Origin of the sequence: Nocardioides oceani (assembly GCF_030412965.1) — a bacterium.
In the GTDB taxonomy this organism is placed as follows: domain Bacteria; phylum Actinomycetota; class Actinomycetes; order Propionibacteriales; family Nocardioidaceae; genus Nocardioides; species Nocardioides oceani.
In genome coordinates this window covers 516,622-532,085 of sequence record NZ_JAUHJQ010000001.1, presented here as the reverse complement: position 1 = coordinate 532,085, position 15,464 = coordinate 516,622, and the positions used below count along the sequence as shown (strand labels likewise).

At 73.6% G+C, this 15,464-nt stretch carries 8 protein-coding genes; 7 read left to right on the top strand and 1 reads right to left on the bottom strand.

Going from position 1 to position 15,464, the window contains the following annotated elements; translation table 11 throughout:
* Positions 1 to 8 precede the first annotated feature (8 nt).
* The 3 genes from QWY28_RS02605 (at position 9) to QWY28_RS02595 (ending at position 4,656) form a co-directional block, all read left to right on the top strand.
* A complete protein-coding gene (locus QWY28_RS02605; protein ID WP_300950739.1) occupies positions 9 to 1,055 on the top strand; it encodes a phosphatase PAP2 family protein in 1,047 nt (348 codons plus the stop codon).
* Between the two features lie 136 nt (positions 1,056 to 1,191).
* Positions 1,192 to 2,535 (top strand): C40 family peptidase, encoded by a 1,344-nt coding sequence (locus QWY28_RS02600; RefSeq protein WP_300950738.1) that lies wholly within the window; start codon positions 1,192 to 1,194, stop codon positions 2,533 to 2,535.
* Between the two features lie 75 nt (positions 2,536 to 2,610).
* On the top strand, positions 2,611 to 4,656 hold the full coding sequence (locus QWY28_RS02595; RefSeq protein WP_300950737.1) for an acyl-CoA dehydrogenase family protein: 2,046 nt from the start codon (positions 2,611 to 2,613) through the stop codon (positions 4,654 to 4,656).
* A gap of 82 nt (positions 4,657 to 4,738) precedes the next feature.
* On the opposite strand, the gene QWY28_RS02590 is transcribed toward QWY28_RS02595, so the two are convergent.
* Positions 4,739 to 5,293: an inorganic diphosphatase gene (locus QWY28_RS02590; protein WP_439117226.1), complete on the bottom strand. Its 555-nt coding sequence runs from the start codon at positions 5,291 to 5,293 to the stop codon at positions 4,739 to 4,741.
* 44 nt (positions 5,294 to 5,337) lie between these two features.
* Here QWY28_RS02590 and dacB point away from each other — a divergent pair, with 44 nt between their 5' ends.
* From dacB to QWY28_RS02570, 4 genes are all read left to right on the top strand, one after another.
* Complete coding sequence (gene dacB / locus QWY28_RS02585) at positions 5,338 to 6,777, top strand: D-alanyl-D-alanine carboxypeptidase/D-alanyl-D-alanine endopeptidase (RefSeq protein WP_300950735.1); 1,440 nt, start codon at positions 5,338 to 5,340, stop codon at positions 6,775 to 6,777.
* Positions 6,778 to 6,786: 9 nt separating this feature from the next.
* Positions 6,787 to 7,824, top strand: coding sequence for a zinc-dependent metalloprotease (locus QWY28_RS02580; RefSeq protein ID WP_300950734.1), 1,038 nt, complete (start codon positions 6,787 to 6,789; stop codon positions 7,822 to 7,824).
* Between the two features lie 16 nt (positions 7,825 to 7,840).
* A complete protein-coding gene (tilS, locus tag QWY28_RS02575; RefSeq protein WP_300950733.1) occupies positions 7,841 to 8,827 on the top strand; it encodes a tRNA lysidine(34) synthetase TilS in 987 nt (328 codons plus the stop codon).
* A 354-nt stretch (positions 8,828 to 9,181) separates the two neighbouring features.
* Entirely contained in the window at positions 9,182 to 15,448 is a 6,267-nt protein-coding gene (locus QWY28_RS02570; protein WP_300950732.1) for a carboxypeptidase regulatory-like domain-containing protein, read from the top strand.
* The last annotated feature ends 16 nt before the right edge of the window (positions 15,449 to 15,464 follow it).

Sequence of the window (15,464 nt, the reverse complement as noted above, 5' to 3'; positions counted from 1 at the left end):
TACCTAGGATGACCCCCGTGTACCGCCGCGCCTACGCCCTGCTCGTCGCGACGGCGCTGGCGATCGGCGCGTGGGCCGTGGTCACCGCCGTCATCATCGACCGGCCCCTGATCGACCCCGAGGGCAGCTTCCTCGGCCCGTCCTGGCTGCGGCTCCCGCTGCTGTGCCTCGGCGCGCTGCTGCTCGACCTGGTCCCGCGGGCGCTGTGGCTCTCGCGCGGGCGGGTCAAGGAGATGCCGGAGATCGTGCGCGACCGGCTCCGGTCGCACTGGAACCGCGAGCGCGTGCTGCTCGTGATGCTCGGCATCGTCAGCTTCTACGTCATCTACGTCTGCTACCGGAACCTCAAGTCGTTCCTCCCGCTGGTCAGCGACCGGATGTACGACCGCGAGCTGCACCTGGTCGACCGGATCCTGTTCTTCGGCCACGAGCCGGCCGGGATCATCCACGACCTGCTCGGCCGCACGGTCGTGGCCCACGTGCTCTCAACCTTCTACCTGCTGTTCATCCCGATGGTCGCGATCCTCGTGACCGTCTGGTTGGTGTGGTCGCGCAACCTGTCCTTCGGCTGGTGGTTCGTCACCTCCCAGGGCCTGGCGTGGACGCTCGGGACCATCTCCTACTACGCGCTGCCGACGCTCGGCCCGGGCCTGGAGTACCCGCACCTCTACGACCTCGCCCACACCGGCACCACGGACCTGATGAACTCCCTGGTCAACGCGCGACAGAACGTCCTGTGGAGCGACGGCCAGGCGCAGACCGTCGCAGGCTTCGCCAGCCTGCACACCGCGATCTCGCTGCTGTGGGCGCTGATGGTGCAGTACACGGTGCAGAGCCGCGCGTTGCGCATCGTGTTCTGGGTCAACTTCGGGCTGACCGTGGTCGCGACGCTCTACTTCGGCTGGCACTACGTCGCCGACGACATCGCCGGCGTCTTCATCGCGCTCGTCTCCTTCTACGTCGCCGGCGTCGCCACCGGCCAGAGGTTCGACCGGCACGGGCTCGCCTCGCACCCCACCACCACGACCGCCGCCGTCCCGGTCGACCGCGACTGATCCTCGCTTGCCGGCACGGCGCCGAGGACCTGGCCTGGAACTACATCGGTGTGATCCGCAAGCCGACACGCCGGTCGATCGCGGAAATCTGCTCCAGATGTGGCGGACGTGACTGAAGTGACCTAAGTTGCCGCGCGTGCGCTCCCTCGGAACGGCTGCCCTGGCCCTCTCGATCGTCGCCGGCGGTCTGTCGGCGACGGCCGGCGTCGCGCTCGCCGACGGCCGCGACCGGGCTCCGTCGCAGCGGGAGGTCCGGAGTGCCGAGCGCGCCGCCACCGACCGCGCGGGCGACGTGGCCACCGTCCGGGCCCGGCTGGTCGTGGCCCAGCACCGGCTGGACCGCGCGGCGATCGACGCCGCCCGCGCCGCGGAGGCCTGGAACGGTGCCCGCTGGCGCGCTGCCGAGGCGCGTCGCGAGGTGCTCCGGGCGAAGCGGCGCGCGACGGCCGCCGAGGCCGACCTGACGCGCCAGCGGGAGGCGTACGCCGGCGCCGTCACCGCGTCGTACCAGCTCTCGCCCAGCCTCAACGCGCTCACGGCGCTCACGTCCGACGGCGGGATCGAGGGCGTCCTGGGGCGGTCGGCGACCGTGCGGAACGCCGCGGACGCCCTCGAGGGCCGGTACGACGAGTTCCGTGCGGCGGTCACGCTGGCGCAGGTCGCGGGCGACCAGGCCGCGCGGGCGCAGGAGGACGCGCAGGTGGCGGCCGCCGAGGCCCGAGCGGCGCGCGACGCGGCGTCGGCCGCGGCGGGGTCGGCGGCGGGGGAGGCGCAGGCCGTGGCCGTGGAGCGGGACGCGCTCGTGGCCGACCTGGCCCGCCTCCAGGGCATCAGCACCGAGCTGGCCGCGCAGCGGCAGGCCGCGCTCGAGCGACGTGCCCGGGAGGCGGCCGCCCAGGCCGCGGCCGAGCAGGCCCAGGAGCCGGCCCAGGAGCCGGCTCCCACGCCGAGCCCGACCCCCACCCCGAGCCCGACCCCCACCCCGAGCCCGGCCCCCACGCCGAGCCCGACCCCCACGCCGAGCCCGACCCCCAGCCCGACGCCCACCCCCACCCCGACCCCCAGCCCGACGCCCACCCCCAGCCCGACCCCCGAACCCGCACCCCAGCCCGCCCCCGCGGCGGCCGGCGCCCAGGCGGCGATCACGTTCGCGCGCGCCCAGCTCGGCGAGCCCTACCGGTGGGGCGCCGCGGGGCCGTCCGCGTGGGACTGCTCCGGGCTCACGTCCGGCGCCTGGGCGGAGGGCGGCACGACGCTGCCGCACTACTCGGTCGCGCAGTACGAGCAGTCGACGCCGATCACCGCCGCCCAGCTGCGCCCCGGCGACCTCGTCTTCTGGAGCGACGGCGGGCCGTCCTCGATCTACCACGTCGCGCTCTACACCGGCGCCGGCCGGATCATCCACGCCCCGCGCACCGGCCGCCCGGTCGTCGAGGAGTCGATGTGGGCCTGGCCGCCCGACCTGTTCGCCCGGCCCTGAGGGCTGATCCAGACCGCTCCGTGACACCGCTCGCACCCGGGTTGGCCGATCCTCCCCGCGGGTAACTTGAGGGTCATGGCGACCGACACCGTGACCCCGTCCTCCGCCGAGGACGTCCCCGCCGAGCCCGGCGGCACCCCGCAGACCGACACCGACGCGCAGGTCGAGTCCAAGTCGGGCTACCGCCAGCCGCAGGTCGACGTCCCCGCGCTCACCCGGCTGCTGGACGGCAAGTACGCCGAGGTCCGCAACCTGGTCCGCACCAACCTGGCGGAGTACTCCTCGATCCTCGAGGACGCCGAGACGATGTCGACCGACGACTTCCGCGAGCGGGTCAAGGACGTCGTCGTCGAGATGGCCTCGACCGGCCAGACCGGCATGGGCTTCCCCGAGGAGTACGGCGGCGGCGGCGACATCGGCGCCTCGATCGCGGCGTTCGAGACGCTGGCGTACGGCGACCTGTCGGTGCTGGTGAAGGTCGGCGTCCAGTTCGGTCTGTTCGGCGGCGCCATCCTGCAGCTGGGCAGCAAGCACCACCACGACGCCTACCTCGAGGACCTCGTCACCGGGAAGCTGATGGGCTGCTTCGCGATGACCGAGTCCGGCCACGGGTCGAACGTCCAGGCGCTCGGCACCGTCGCGACGTACGACGTCGCCTCCCAGGAGTTCGTGGTCACCACGACCCACGAGGCGGCCCGCAAGGACTACATCGGCAACGCCGCGAAGCACGCCCGTCTCGCGGTCGTCTTCGCCCAGCTCGAGGTCGCGGGGGAGTCCCACGGCGTGCACGCGTTCGTCGTGCCGGTGCGCGACGAGGACGGCAACGTCCTCGACGGCGTCCGGATCGAGGACGACGGCCGCAAGATGGGCCTCAACGGCGTCGACAACGGCCGGATCTGGTTCGATGGCGTGCGCATCCCCCGGGAGAACCTGCTCAACCGGTTCGCCGACGTCACCCCCGCCGGGGTCTACGAGAGCGACATCGAGAACCCCAACCGCCGCTTCTTCACCATGCTCGGCACCCTCATCCAGGGCCGGGTCTGCGTCGGCGGCGCCGGCATCAACGCCTCCAAGGTCGCCCTCACGCTCGCGGTGAAGTACGCCCTGCGCCGCCGCCAGTTCGAGGCCACCCAGGAGGACACCGAGGAGCTGCTCCTCGACTACGGCATGCACCAGCGTCGGCTGCTGCCGCTGCTCGCCCGCACCTACGCGCTGCACTTCGCCCAGGAGGAGCTCGCCTCCCAGCTGCACGACGTGCTCTCAGGCGTCGTCGAGGACGAGCACACCCAGCGCGAGCTCGAGGCCCGCGCGGCCGGCACCAAGGCGCTGGGCACCTGGCACGCCACCCGCACCATCCAGGAGTGCCGCGAGGCCTGCGGCGGCGCCGGCTACCTCTCGGTCAACCGGTTCGCCGCGCTCAAGGCCGACACCGACGTCTTCACCACCTTCGAGGGCGACAACACCGTCCTGCTGCAGCTGGTCGCCAAGGGCCTGCTGACCGACTACGCCAGCGAGTTCAGCGACATGGACCAGCTCGGCATGGTCCGCTTCGTGACCGGTCTCGCGGTCGAGACGGTCATCGAGCGGACGGCGGTCAACAAGCTGCTCGAGCGGATCCGCGACGTGCTGCCCGGCGGCGACGAGTGGGACCAGGAGGCCGGCCTGCTCGACCCGGACTACCAGCTGGCGATGTTCCGCTTCCGCGAGGAGCACGTCGTCTCCGGCGTCGCCCGGCGGCTCAAGCGCGGCATCGACCGCGGGATGAACCCCGGCGAGGTGTTCTCCCGCGTGCAGGACCACGTGATCGCCGCCGGCCGCGCCCACGTCGAGCGGCTCGTGCTCGAGGCCTTCACCGCCAAGACCGCGGCCCTGCCCGACGGCGACCAGAAGGTCGCCCTCAACCTGCTCTGCGACCTCTACGCGCTCAGCGCGATCGAGGCCGACCGCGCCTGGTTCATGGAGCACGGCCGGCTCTCGGTCGCCCGCTCCAAGGCGATCAGCCGCGAGATCGGCAGCCTGTGCCGCAAGATCCGCCCGATCGCCGACGAGCTGGTCGAGGCGTTCGCGGTCCCGCGGGAGATGCTGCGCTCGCCGGACCTGCTCGAGTGGCCGCCGGCCTGACGGCGTACGCCCTGCCGACGCGCGAGCGCCCGGTCCCCTCGCGGGGACCGGGCGCTCGTCGTACGTCGCGGGGTGCGGCGGCTCAGTGGCCGCCGTTCTCCTTGAACCGGTCGAACGAGGCGTGGACCTCGGCCTCGGCCTCGGCGCGGCCGACCCACTCGGCGCCCTCGACGGACTTGCCGGGCTCGAGGTCCTTGTAGACCTCGAAGAAGTGCTGGATCTCGAGGCGGTCGAACTTCGAGACGTGGCTGATGTCGCGCAGGTGCTCCAGGCGCGGGTCGGTCGACGGGACGCAGAGGACCTTGTCGTCGCCGCCGGCCTCGTCGGTCATGCGGAACATGCCGATCGCGCGGCACTTGATCAGGCAACCCGGGAAGGTCGGCTCCTGGAGGATGACCAGCGCGTCGAGCGGGTCGCCGTCCATGCCGAGGGTCTCCTCGATGTAGCCGTAGTCGGCCGGGTACTGCGTCGAGGTGAACAGGGTCCGGTCCAGGCGGATGCGCCCGGACTCGTGGTCGACCTCGTACTTGTTGCGCTGACCCTTCGGGATCTCGACCAGGACGTCGAACTCGAGCACGTGTTTCCTCCGCTGGCTCCGGGGGCGTTCGGGACGGCCCGGGACGGGCCAGGAGCACAGTGTCCCGCAGAATGGGCCGGGACGCTCATCCGGAGGGAGGAAACGTGGCGCGACGTGACGTACGCCACGGTCGTCGGCGTGCGCGCCTCCTCCCGTTGGTGGCCCTGGTCTGCCTCGCGCTCGCGGCCGCCGGGGCGTGGCGGTACGACGTCCTCGACCGTTGGCTGGCGCCGGGCCGGCCCGCGGACCCGGCCGCCATCGCGCCCCCGGACGAGCTCACCCTGCCCGCCGTCGTCGAGCCGCCCACGGTCGCCGACGAGCCGGCCGGGGGACCGCTGGGGGTCGACACGGTCCGGCGCGCGATCGCCCCGCGGCTGCGCGACGAGGACCTCGGGCGCCACGTGCTGGCAGCGGTCGGCGCGCTCGACGGGGCCGGGGTGCTCGTGCGGACCGGCACGGGCAGCCCGCTCGCGGTGCCCGCGTCCACCACCAAGGTCGTCACCGCGGTGGCCGCGCTGCTGGCGATGGCGCCCGACACCACCTTCCGCACGCGGGTCGTCGACGACGGGCCGCGGGGGATCGTCCTGGTCGGCGGCGGCGACCCGCTCCTGGCGAGCGAGCCGGCCAGCCCGCGCGAGGAGCCGGCATGGCCCGCGCGGGCCGACGTCACCACGCTGGCGCGCGAGACCGCGGACGCGCTGGCCGCGGAGGGCCGGACGCGGGTGCGGGTCGGCTACGACACCTCGCTGTTCACCGGCCCCGCGGCCAACCCGCGGTGGCGGGCGGACTACGTGCCGGACGGGGTGGTCTCGCCGATCACCGCGCTGTGGGTCGACGAGGGCCGGCCGGCGGAGGGGTTCGGGCGGGTCGAGGACCCGGCCCTCACCGCCGCCACGGTCTTCGCCGGCGAGCTCTCCCGTCGCGGCATCCGCGTCGTCGGCATCCCCCGGGAGCGGGTCGCCGCCGAGGACGCCGCCGAGCTGGCCGCGGTGGCCGGCGCGCAGCTCGGCCAGGTCGTCGAGCACGTGCTGCAGCTCAGCGACAACGAGGCCGCCGAGGTGCTGCTGCGCCACGTGGGCCTGGCCGCCGAGGGCGAGGGGTCCTCCGAAGCCGGCCGGCGCGGCGTCGTACGCCTGCTCGACGAGGCCGGCGTCGACCTGGGCCGCACGCGGCTGTGGGACGGCAGTGGGCTGTCGCGCCAGAACCGGATGGAGCCGGCGGCGCTGCTCGACGTCATCCGTCTCGCCGCCTCCGACGAGCGGCCCGAGCTGCGCGCCGTCCTCACCGGCCTGCCGGTCGCGGGGTTCACCGGCTCGCTCACCGACCGGTTCGGCACCGGCGCTCCCGAAGGCCGCGGGCGGGTCCGCGCCAAGACCGGCACGCTGACCGGCGTCACCTCCCTGGCCGGGCTCGCGGTGGACCGCACGGGCCGGACGATGGTCTTCGCGATGTTCGCCGACCGGGTCCGCGTCGAGGACACGATCGAGGCGCGCGACGCCATGGACGCCGCCGCCGCCGCGCTCGGCGCTTGCCGCTGCGGATAGTTTCGGTCCATGAGCGATCGCGTGGACGCCATGGTCGACTGGGGCCTGGCGGTCTCCCTGGGCACCCGCATCGCGGGCGAGGGACCGGTCGTCAGCCGGGACGAGGCAGCGGCCGCCGTCGCCGAGCTGCGCGCGGACGCCGACCGCTCGACCGGCCTGGTCCGGGAGTTCACCGGCCTCGTGGCCGAGGAGCGCACCGCCCCCGTGCTGGTCGTCGACCGCGCCGGCTGGGTCCAGGCCAACGCCGACGCGTTCCAGACCGTGCTCGGCCCGGTCGTCGACAAGCTGACCGAGAAGAAGCCGCCCGGCGCGCTCTCCCAGGCGATCGGCTCGAAGATCACCGGCGCGGAGGTCGGCGGGCTGCTGGGGTTCCTGGCCGGCAAGGTGCTCGGCCAGTTCGACCCCTTCCACGACCCCCACGGCAGGCTCCTGCTCGTCGCGCCCAACATCGTCCACGTCGAGCGCGAGCTCGGCGCCGACCCCACGGACTTCCGGCTCTGGGTGTGCCTCCACGAGGAGACCCACCGCGTGCAGTTCACGGCGGTGCCGTGGATGCGCGATCACCTGTTCGCGCAGGTCGAGGCGCTCGCGTCGACCATGGAGCCCACGGCCCTGCTCGACGACGGGCTGAAGCGGGCCGTCGACGCGTTCAAGCAGGGGGCCGGCGCCGGCAGCCTGCTCGACATCGTCGGCTCGCCGGAGCAGAAGGAGATCCTCGACCGGGTCACCGCCGTGATGTCGCTGCTCGAGGGGCACGCCGACGTGGTCATGGACGGCGTCGGGCCCACCGTCATCCCGAGCGTCGCGAAGATCCGCGCCAGCTTCGACGAGCGTCGCAAGGGCGTCGGCACGCTCGACCGGATCCTGCGCCGGCTCCTCGGGCTGGACGCCAAGATGGCGCAGTACCGCGACGGCGCCCGCTTCGTCCGCGGCGTCGTCGACAAGGTCGGCATGGCGGAGTTCAACGCGGTCTGGGAGCGGCCCGAGAACCTCCCCACGCGCGCAGAGGTCGCCGACCCCGACCTGTGGGTGTCGCGGGTCCTGTGACGCTCTTGCCGCGCTGATGTCCCTGCACCCCTCCGTCGCGGCGGTACGCCGCGGCGTGCGCGCCGCCCTCGCGCCGCTCTCGCCCGGCGTACCCGTCGTCGTGGCGTGCTCCGGCGGCCCGGACTCCCTCGCGCTGCTCGCCGCCGCCGTCTTCGAGGGCCGCAAGGCCAGGCTCCGCATCGTCGGCGCGGTGGTCGACCACGGCCTGCAGGACGACTCGGCAGCCCACACGGCCCGCGTCGTCGAGCAGATGGCCGGGCTCGGCGCCGACGAGACGCTCTCCGCGCGGGTCCAGGTCGACCCGGCCGGGCTCGGCGTCGAGGCGGCCGCCCGGAGAGCCCGGTACGCCGTCCTCGAGCAGGTGTCCGCGCACTTCGCGACCGCCGACGGTCCCGCCACCGTGCTCCTCGGCCACACCCGCGACGACCAGGCCGAGACCGTCCTCCTGGGGCTGGCCCGCGGCTCCGGCGGCCGCTCGCTGGCCGGCATGCGGCGCTCGTTCGGCCCGTTCGTCCGGCCGCTCCTCGACGTCACCCGCGACGACACCGTCACCGCCTGCCAGGTCGAGGGCATCCCCTTCTGGGACGACCCCCACAACGCCGACCCCGGCTACGCCCGGGTGCGCGTCCGGCGCACCGTGCTCCCGGTGCTCGAGGAGCAGCTCGGCCCCGGCGTCGCCGCCAGCCTCGCCCGCACCGCCGACCAGGTCCGCCACGACGTCGACCACCTCGACGACCTCGCCGAGGCCCGTCACGCGGAGCTGGCCGCACCCGACGGCGCCCTCCCCGTCGACAGCCTCCTCGCCGACCACCCGGCCGTCCGCCACCGCGTCCTCCGCCTGGCCGCCCTCGCCTCCGGCGCCCCCGCCTCCGAGCTGTTCCATGAGCACGTCCTCGCCGTCGACGCGCTCCTCACCTCCTGGCACGGCCAGAAGTGGGTCGACCTCCCGGGCCACCTCCGCGCCCGCCGCGTCGACGGTCGGGTCGCCATCACCCGCGCCTGACCCGTCCCACCCGCCGGGGTGAGCACACCCCAGGGTGGCCCTAGTCACATCAGGCTCCGGCTGCTCCCGTCTCCGTTTCCAAACGGGTCATTCCGGTGGCATTCCTGCCCGAGACCGGTGCCGGGGGCCCGCTCGCCGACCTACGTTCCGCCCAACTGTTTGTCCTCCGGACCGCTTGGGGTGCGCATGTCTGGCTTGGTACGTCGTCCTGTCCTGTTCCTTCTCGCCGTCGTCTCGATGGTGCTCTCGGGTCTGGCGCCGGTCGTCGGCACCGCAGGCGCCGCGGCTCCCGTCGATGAACCCGGCCGGCCTCTCACGATCACCTTGATCGGCGTTGACGAGGTACCGAACTGGATGGACCAGGTCCATCCGCAGCTCTTCCGATGGGCGGAAGGGCCGGATCGGTGGGACTTCGTCCATGACGCGAACGTCGTCGGGAGCGAGGGTTCGTTCCGCTACGTCCTCTCCGAGCCCGGTTGGTACACCGCGCGCCTGGTCTCGCCGTCGGGCCGCTACCGGCTCACCTACCTCGACGGGACGGAGGAGGAGCCCGCCGGGCCGGGCTCGCCCGGCACGGTGCAGTTCGACGGCCTCGACGAGTCTGAGGTCGTGACGTCGGTCGAGGTGCCTCGCGCCGGATCGGGCGACGCCACGTCCCAGTTCCGCGGCGTCATCACGGACGCGGACGGTGCCCCGCTCGACGGGATCCGCGTTCGCGCGCTGCGCAAGATGGCATCCGGCTTCTACGCGGTCGTCGCAGAGGACCTGACGTACGCGTCGGTGCGTGCGGGCGGCCCGCAGCACGGCTTCTACCGCCTCTACGTCCCGGCCGGTGAGTACCGCTTCGACGTCTCCACCATGCCGGACGACGAGCGGGCGCTGAAGGACCTGCACTTCCCAGCGCGTCGCGACGACTACGTCATCGGTGAGGGCGAAAAGGTCCGGCTGGCCACCCGCAGCATGCTCGGCGCCGACGGCAGCGTCGCCGGGCAGGTGTCGGACGAGTCCACCGGGTCCTCGTTGGACGGGGTGGCGGTCCGGATCCGGGACGCCGAGACGGGCGAGGTCGTCGGCCGCGGGACGACGGGCAATCGGTACCCCGGGGACACCCAGGGGCCCGGTGCGTTCGTGGTCGACGTGCAGCCCGGCACCTACCGGGTCGACTTCAGGGGCCCTCGGGACGAGACGGGCGCGCGAACGCACCAGAGCACGACGTACCGCGACGGCGAGACCATCGAGGTCGTCGCGGGGGAGACGACGGCGCTCGATCCTGTGGCGCTGGCACCGGAGACGGGTCTCGACCCGATCGTCTCGGGTCTCGTGACCGACGAGGCGGGTTCGCCCCTCGACGAGGTGCAGGTGCGGTTCGAGGACGCGAGGACCGGTGACACGAGCTGGACGACGACGTGGGACGGCGGCCGGTACGCCCGTCGCCTCGCCCCGGGCAGCTACGTCGTCGACTTCTTCGGGCCGCGTTCGGCGGAGGGAACGTCGTACGGCGACGTGACCTACGGCGACGGTGAGCCGATCGAGGTGGTCGAGCGCCAGGACCTCGAGCTCGACCCGGTGACGCTGCCGACGCTCCGGGTGGCCTCGGTGACCGGCGAGGTCGTCGACCAGGACGACGTCCCGCTGGGCGGGGCGTACGTCGAGCTCTACCGTGTCGACGAGGAGGGCGAGCGCGTCTACGTCGACAGCACCTACACCAGCTCCTCCGGCGGTGAGGTCGACTCGGCGCCGGCGCGGTCGCTGGCCGCCGCAGGGTCCGAGGGCTCCTACCTCTTCACCGGGGTCGAGCGGGACCGCACCTACACGCTGAGCGCCAGCTACGGCGGCAGCACGCGCTGGCTCGGTGACGTCGAGTCGGGCGACGACGCGGCGACGTTCACCATCGGCGCCGACGAGTCGGCCGTCACGCTCGACGACCCGATCGTCGTCCCGGACTCGACCTGCGGCCGCGTCATCGGCAACGGCACGGTCTCCCTGGGCGTCAACTGCCTCGGCCAGCTCAACCTGTCCAGCCGCGGAGTCGGCATCCAGTACGACCCGACCGGGAACGACGCCACGTTCCCCGGTTGCGAGTGCGAGGGCTGGGGCGTCGCCGACGCCGAGTCCGAGGTGTCCGGCTACGCCAACAACGACCACGGCGTCGCCGGTCTCGAGCTCGAGGACTTCACCGTCAGCGAGGACCGCACCACGGCGACCTCGGTGGTGACGGTCGGTGACACGTTCCGGGTCACCCACGAGTACGCGCCGCACCCGGAGACCGACAACGCCTACCAGGTCAACGTCACCGTCGAGAACATCGGCGCCACCACGACCGACCTGCGCTACCGCCGCGTCATGGACTGGGACGTCGAGCCGACCGCGTTCGCCGAGTACGTCACGATGGTGACGGGCGACGCCGAGGAGCTGGTGTTCACCTCCAACGACGGCTTCGCCAGCGCCGACCCCCTCGCCGGCCCGTCGGACATCGGCCTCACCGGTGAGTGGGAGGACGAGGGGCCCGACGACCACGGGGCGCTCTTCGACTTCGCCTTCGGCAGCCTGGCGCCCGGTGAGGAGAAGTCCTTCCGCACCTTCTACGGCGCGGCGGGCGACGAGCAGGGCGCGCTGGACGCGCTGGCCACCGTCGGTGCCGAGGCCTTCTCGCTCGGACAACCGAGCACGGAGGACGGCTCCACCCTGGGCACGCCCAACACGTTCCTCTTCGGCTTCGGTGGCGTCGGCGGCAGCACCGTCGTCAGCCCGCCGGTGGCCGTCGACGACACCGTCAAGGTCCTGGTCGACACGCCGACGACGCTCTACCCGCTGGACAACGACACCGACCCGGAGGTCGACCGCCTGCGCATCACCAGGGCAGGCGACCCCGCGCACGGCACGGTCGACTGCTCCGCGCGGACGAGCTGCGTCTACACCCCCGACGAGGGGTACGTCGGCGAGGACTTCTTCGACTACACGGTCACCGACGGTCACCTCGGGTTCGACACCGGTCGCGTCGCGGTCGTCGTCACCGACGACCGGGCCGGGTCCAACACGGCCCCGCCGGCCATCTCCGGTGCGCCGAAGGTCGGCTCGACCCTGACGGCCGAGCCCGGCAGCTGGGAGCCCGCGTCCGGGCTGGAGTTCGCCTACCGCTGGCTCGTCGACGGCGAGCCGACGGCGACCGGCCGGACGTTCACGCCGACCGCCCCGATGCTCGGTGCCGACCTCGAGGTCGAGGTCACCGCGACCCGGCCCGGGGCGCCCGACACCGTCCCCGTGACGGAGCTGTCCGAGCCGGTGACGATCGGAGCCGGTGACCCCGCGGTCTCGACCCCGGGCGCCGGCCCGACGATCAGCGCACCGGCCCGGTTCGGGGAGCGGCTCACCGTGTCCCCCGGCACGTGGACCCCGGCGCCCGCCCGCTTCGCCTACCAGTGGCGACGCGACGGCGAGGCGATCCCGGGCGCGACCGCGTCGTCGTACGTCCCGACGGCCGAGGACGTCGGCACCCGCGTCTCGGTCGTGGTGACCGCGCGGATCCCCGGTCACCAGTCCGGCAGTGCGACGACCAACGACCTGGCCGTCGTCGGCGGGCCCGCGCCCGTCAGCACCGTCCGCCCGGCCGTCCACGGGACGCCGGCCGCCGGCCAGGTGCTGACGGCCGATCCCGGCCGCTGGAATACCGGGCTGGACGACCACGAGTTCCAGTGGCTGCTGGACGGGGTGCCGGTCGCCGGCGCGACGGCCAGCTACTGGACCGTGACCGGCGCGGACAACGGTGACCTCGTGACCGTGCGCGTCCGGACCGTCAAGGCCGGGCACGAGCGCGGCGAGGCGGTCTCCGCCCCGGTCGAGGTCGGTGCCGTCGCAGCCGAGGTGCAGCAGCCGCCGGTCATCACCGGCACCGCTCGGGTGGGCCAGACGCTGGCCGTGACGAACGCCGTCTTCACGCCCGCGGCTGCCGCGGTCGGCACCACCACGTGGTGGGCCGTCTACGACTGGGGCTACAGCTATCCGGTCCACACCGGGCCGACGTTCACCATCCCGGACTGGCTGAGCGGCGTGAAGCTCAAGGCGGTGCAGGAGATCACCCGCGCCGGGACGGCGACGGTCGAGTCCGGCAGCGCGCCGACCGCGGCCGTGACGGACATCCCGACGCTCTACGGCGACTGGGCCGCCACCCCGACGGTCTCCCCGCGGGCGAAGGTGGGGGAGACCCTCACCGCCGACCCGGGCGGTTGGGTGACCTACACGTCCGAGGGGACGCGCGTCGCCGTCGCCGACGGGCTCGGCTTCGCCTACTCCTGGCGGGTCGACGGCCGTGAGGTCGGCACGGGCACCAGCTACCAGCCGACGGCCGCTGACGGTGGCGGCTACCTGGAGCTCCAGGTGACGGCGAGCAAGGCCGGGCACCGCGACGGTCGGACCTGGTCCTACCTCGGCCGTGTGCAGCACGCCGACGAGGCCGACGCGACGGTCCGGGTGCGGGTCAAGCGCGCCGCGGCGCCGTTCACCGACGTGTCCTCGGGCTGGGTCTCGATCTGCCCGACGACCGACTGGTCCTACGGCTGTGCCTCGGCGGAGGTCGAGGACGGCTTCGCCTCGGCGTCCGTGGTCGGTCGGGACGGCGGGGTGTCCTACACCGTCCAGGTCAACCCGGAGAGCCCGTTGATCGCGAGGAGCGTGGTCACCTCGGTGCGTCCCGGGGCCAACGAGGTCCTGGTGGAGGTCGACGCACCCGCACCGATCCCCGACGGCACGGCGCTGTCGAACCCGATCGGGTCGACCAGCGTCGGCGGCGGCCGCAGCTTCCCGACGGTGTACGTGTCGACCCCGCAGGAGCTGACGGTCACCGGTTGCGCCGGTCGGACCGACCGCAGCTGGACGGTGTCGTTCTCGAACGGGGCGGCCCCGATGACCGGCTCGCTGACCGAGGGCGAGCCGGGCGTCTACACCGGGACCATCCCCGGCTTCACCAGCACCGGGATGGCGACGATCACCACGGACGTGCCGCGCACCGACTGCGGCAGCGCCACCGGGGGCTCGCCGGTCGTGTTCAACGTCTACATCGACCCGAGCGGTCACGTCACCGACCAGTACGGCCGTCCCATCGCGGGCGCTGACGTCACCCTGCTCCACCAGGTCGGCGGGGCCTTCGTCCCGGTGCCGGACGGGTCCGACGTGATGAGCCCGGCCAACCGGTCGAACCCGTCGGTGACGAGCGAGACCGGGTTCTTCCGCTGGGACGTCCAGGACGGCTCCTACAAGGTGTCGGTCACCCGGGCCCGGCAGCTCGGGGTCACCTGCGACGTCGTGACCACCAACGCCATGGTCGTCCCGCCCGAGCGCGTCGACCTGCTGGTCAAGGTGCCGTGCGCCGGCGTGGCGGTGCCCACCCCGACGGTCGAGCCGACGCTCACGGGCACCGCGCAGGTCGGACAGACGCTCACCGCCACCCAGGGAACCTGGGCGCACGAGATCGAGCCGGGCGCCATCGAGTGGCGTCGCGACGGGACCGTGGTCGGCACCGGCACGACGTACGTCGTCAAGGCGGCCGACGTCGGCAAGGCCCTCACGGCCCGCTTCTCCGCCCGGCGGCGCGACAAGGTCCAGGAGAACGGGGCGGGGGCGCTCGTCTCCTTCGAGCCCTTCACCGTCGACAAGGTCTCGGCCGTCGTGACGGCCGCCCCCGCCGGGGGCGGCGGTGGTGCCGGCGGCGGCGGCGGTGGCAGCACCGCGCTGGTCGCCACCAAGGCGCCGACGGTCACGGGCACGGCCAAGACCGGTCAGAAGCTCACCGCGCAGCCGGGTGAGTGGAACGGCCAGGGCCTGACGTTCGGCTACGTCTGGTCGCGGGGCGGCACGCCGATCGCGGGGGCCACCGGCGCGGAGTACGTCCTCACCGCGGACGACGTCGACAAGGCGATCGCCGTGACGGTGACGGCCAGCAAGACCGGCCTGACCGACGGCACGGCGACCAGCGCCCCGGTGACGGCGGCGAAGGGCGACGCACCGACGGCGACGACCGCGCCGGCGGTCACCGGCTCGGCGGTGCCGGGCGGCCGGTTGACGGCGTCGACCGGCGCGTGGAGCGAGCCGGGCGTCGCGTTCGCCTACCAGTGGCTGGCGGGCGGCTCGCCGATCGACGGGGCCACCGGCCCGACGTACGACGTCCGGCCGGGCGACGTGGGCAAGGCCGTCTCGGTCCGGGTCACCGCGACCAAGGCCGGGTACGCCGACGGGTCGGCGACCTCCGCGCCGGTGACGGTGACCGAGGGCCAGCAGCCCCCGCCGCCGGTCACCAAGGCGGAGTCCACGACCACCGCGACGCTCGTGCGCACCGTGGTCAGGGCCGGCCAGCGTGCCAAGGTCCGGGTCGAGGTCGCCCTCGCCACCGGGAAGCGGGCGCTCGGCACGGTCGTCGTCCGGGTCGATGGCCGGAAGGTCACCGAGCAGGGCCTCGGCTCGGGGGCCGACGGGCGCGCGACCGTGACGCTCCCGGGGCTCACCGCCGGCGAGCACACCGTGCGCGTCCGCTACCTCGGCAACGCGAAGGCGAAGGCGTCCTCCTCGGAGAAGCTGACGCTGGTCGTGCGGCCGAGGCGGAGCAGCAAGCCGATGCCGTCGATCTTCTGACGGCCGGTGCGTGACC

Bases quoted from the DNA above. Each gene is read 5' to 3' on its own strand.
- QWY28_RS02605 (WP_300950739.1), top strand. From the start codon at position 9: ATGACCCCCGTGTACCGCCGCGCCTACGCCCTGCTCGTCGCGACGGCG.
- QWY28_RS02595 (WP_300950737.1), top strand. From the start codon at position 2,611: ATGGCGACCGACACCGTGACCCCGTCCTCCGCCGAGGACGTCCCCGCC.
- QWY28_RS02580 (WP_300950734.1), top strand. From the start codon at position 6,787: ATGAGCGATCGCGTGGACGCCATGGTCGACTGGGGCCTGGCGGTCTCC.
- tilS (WP_300950733.1), top strand. From the start codon at position 7,841: ATGTCCCTGCACCCCTCCGTCGCGGCGGTACGCCGCGGCGTGCGCGCC.
- QWY28_RS02570 (WP_300950732.1), top strand. From the start codon at position 9,182: ATGGACCAGGTCCATCCGCAGCTCTTCCGATGGGCGGAAGGGCCGGAT.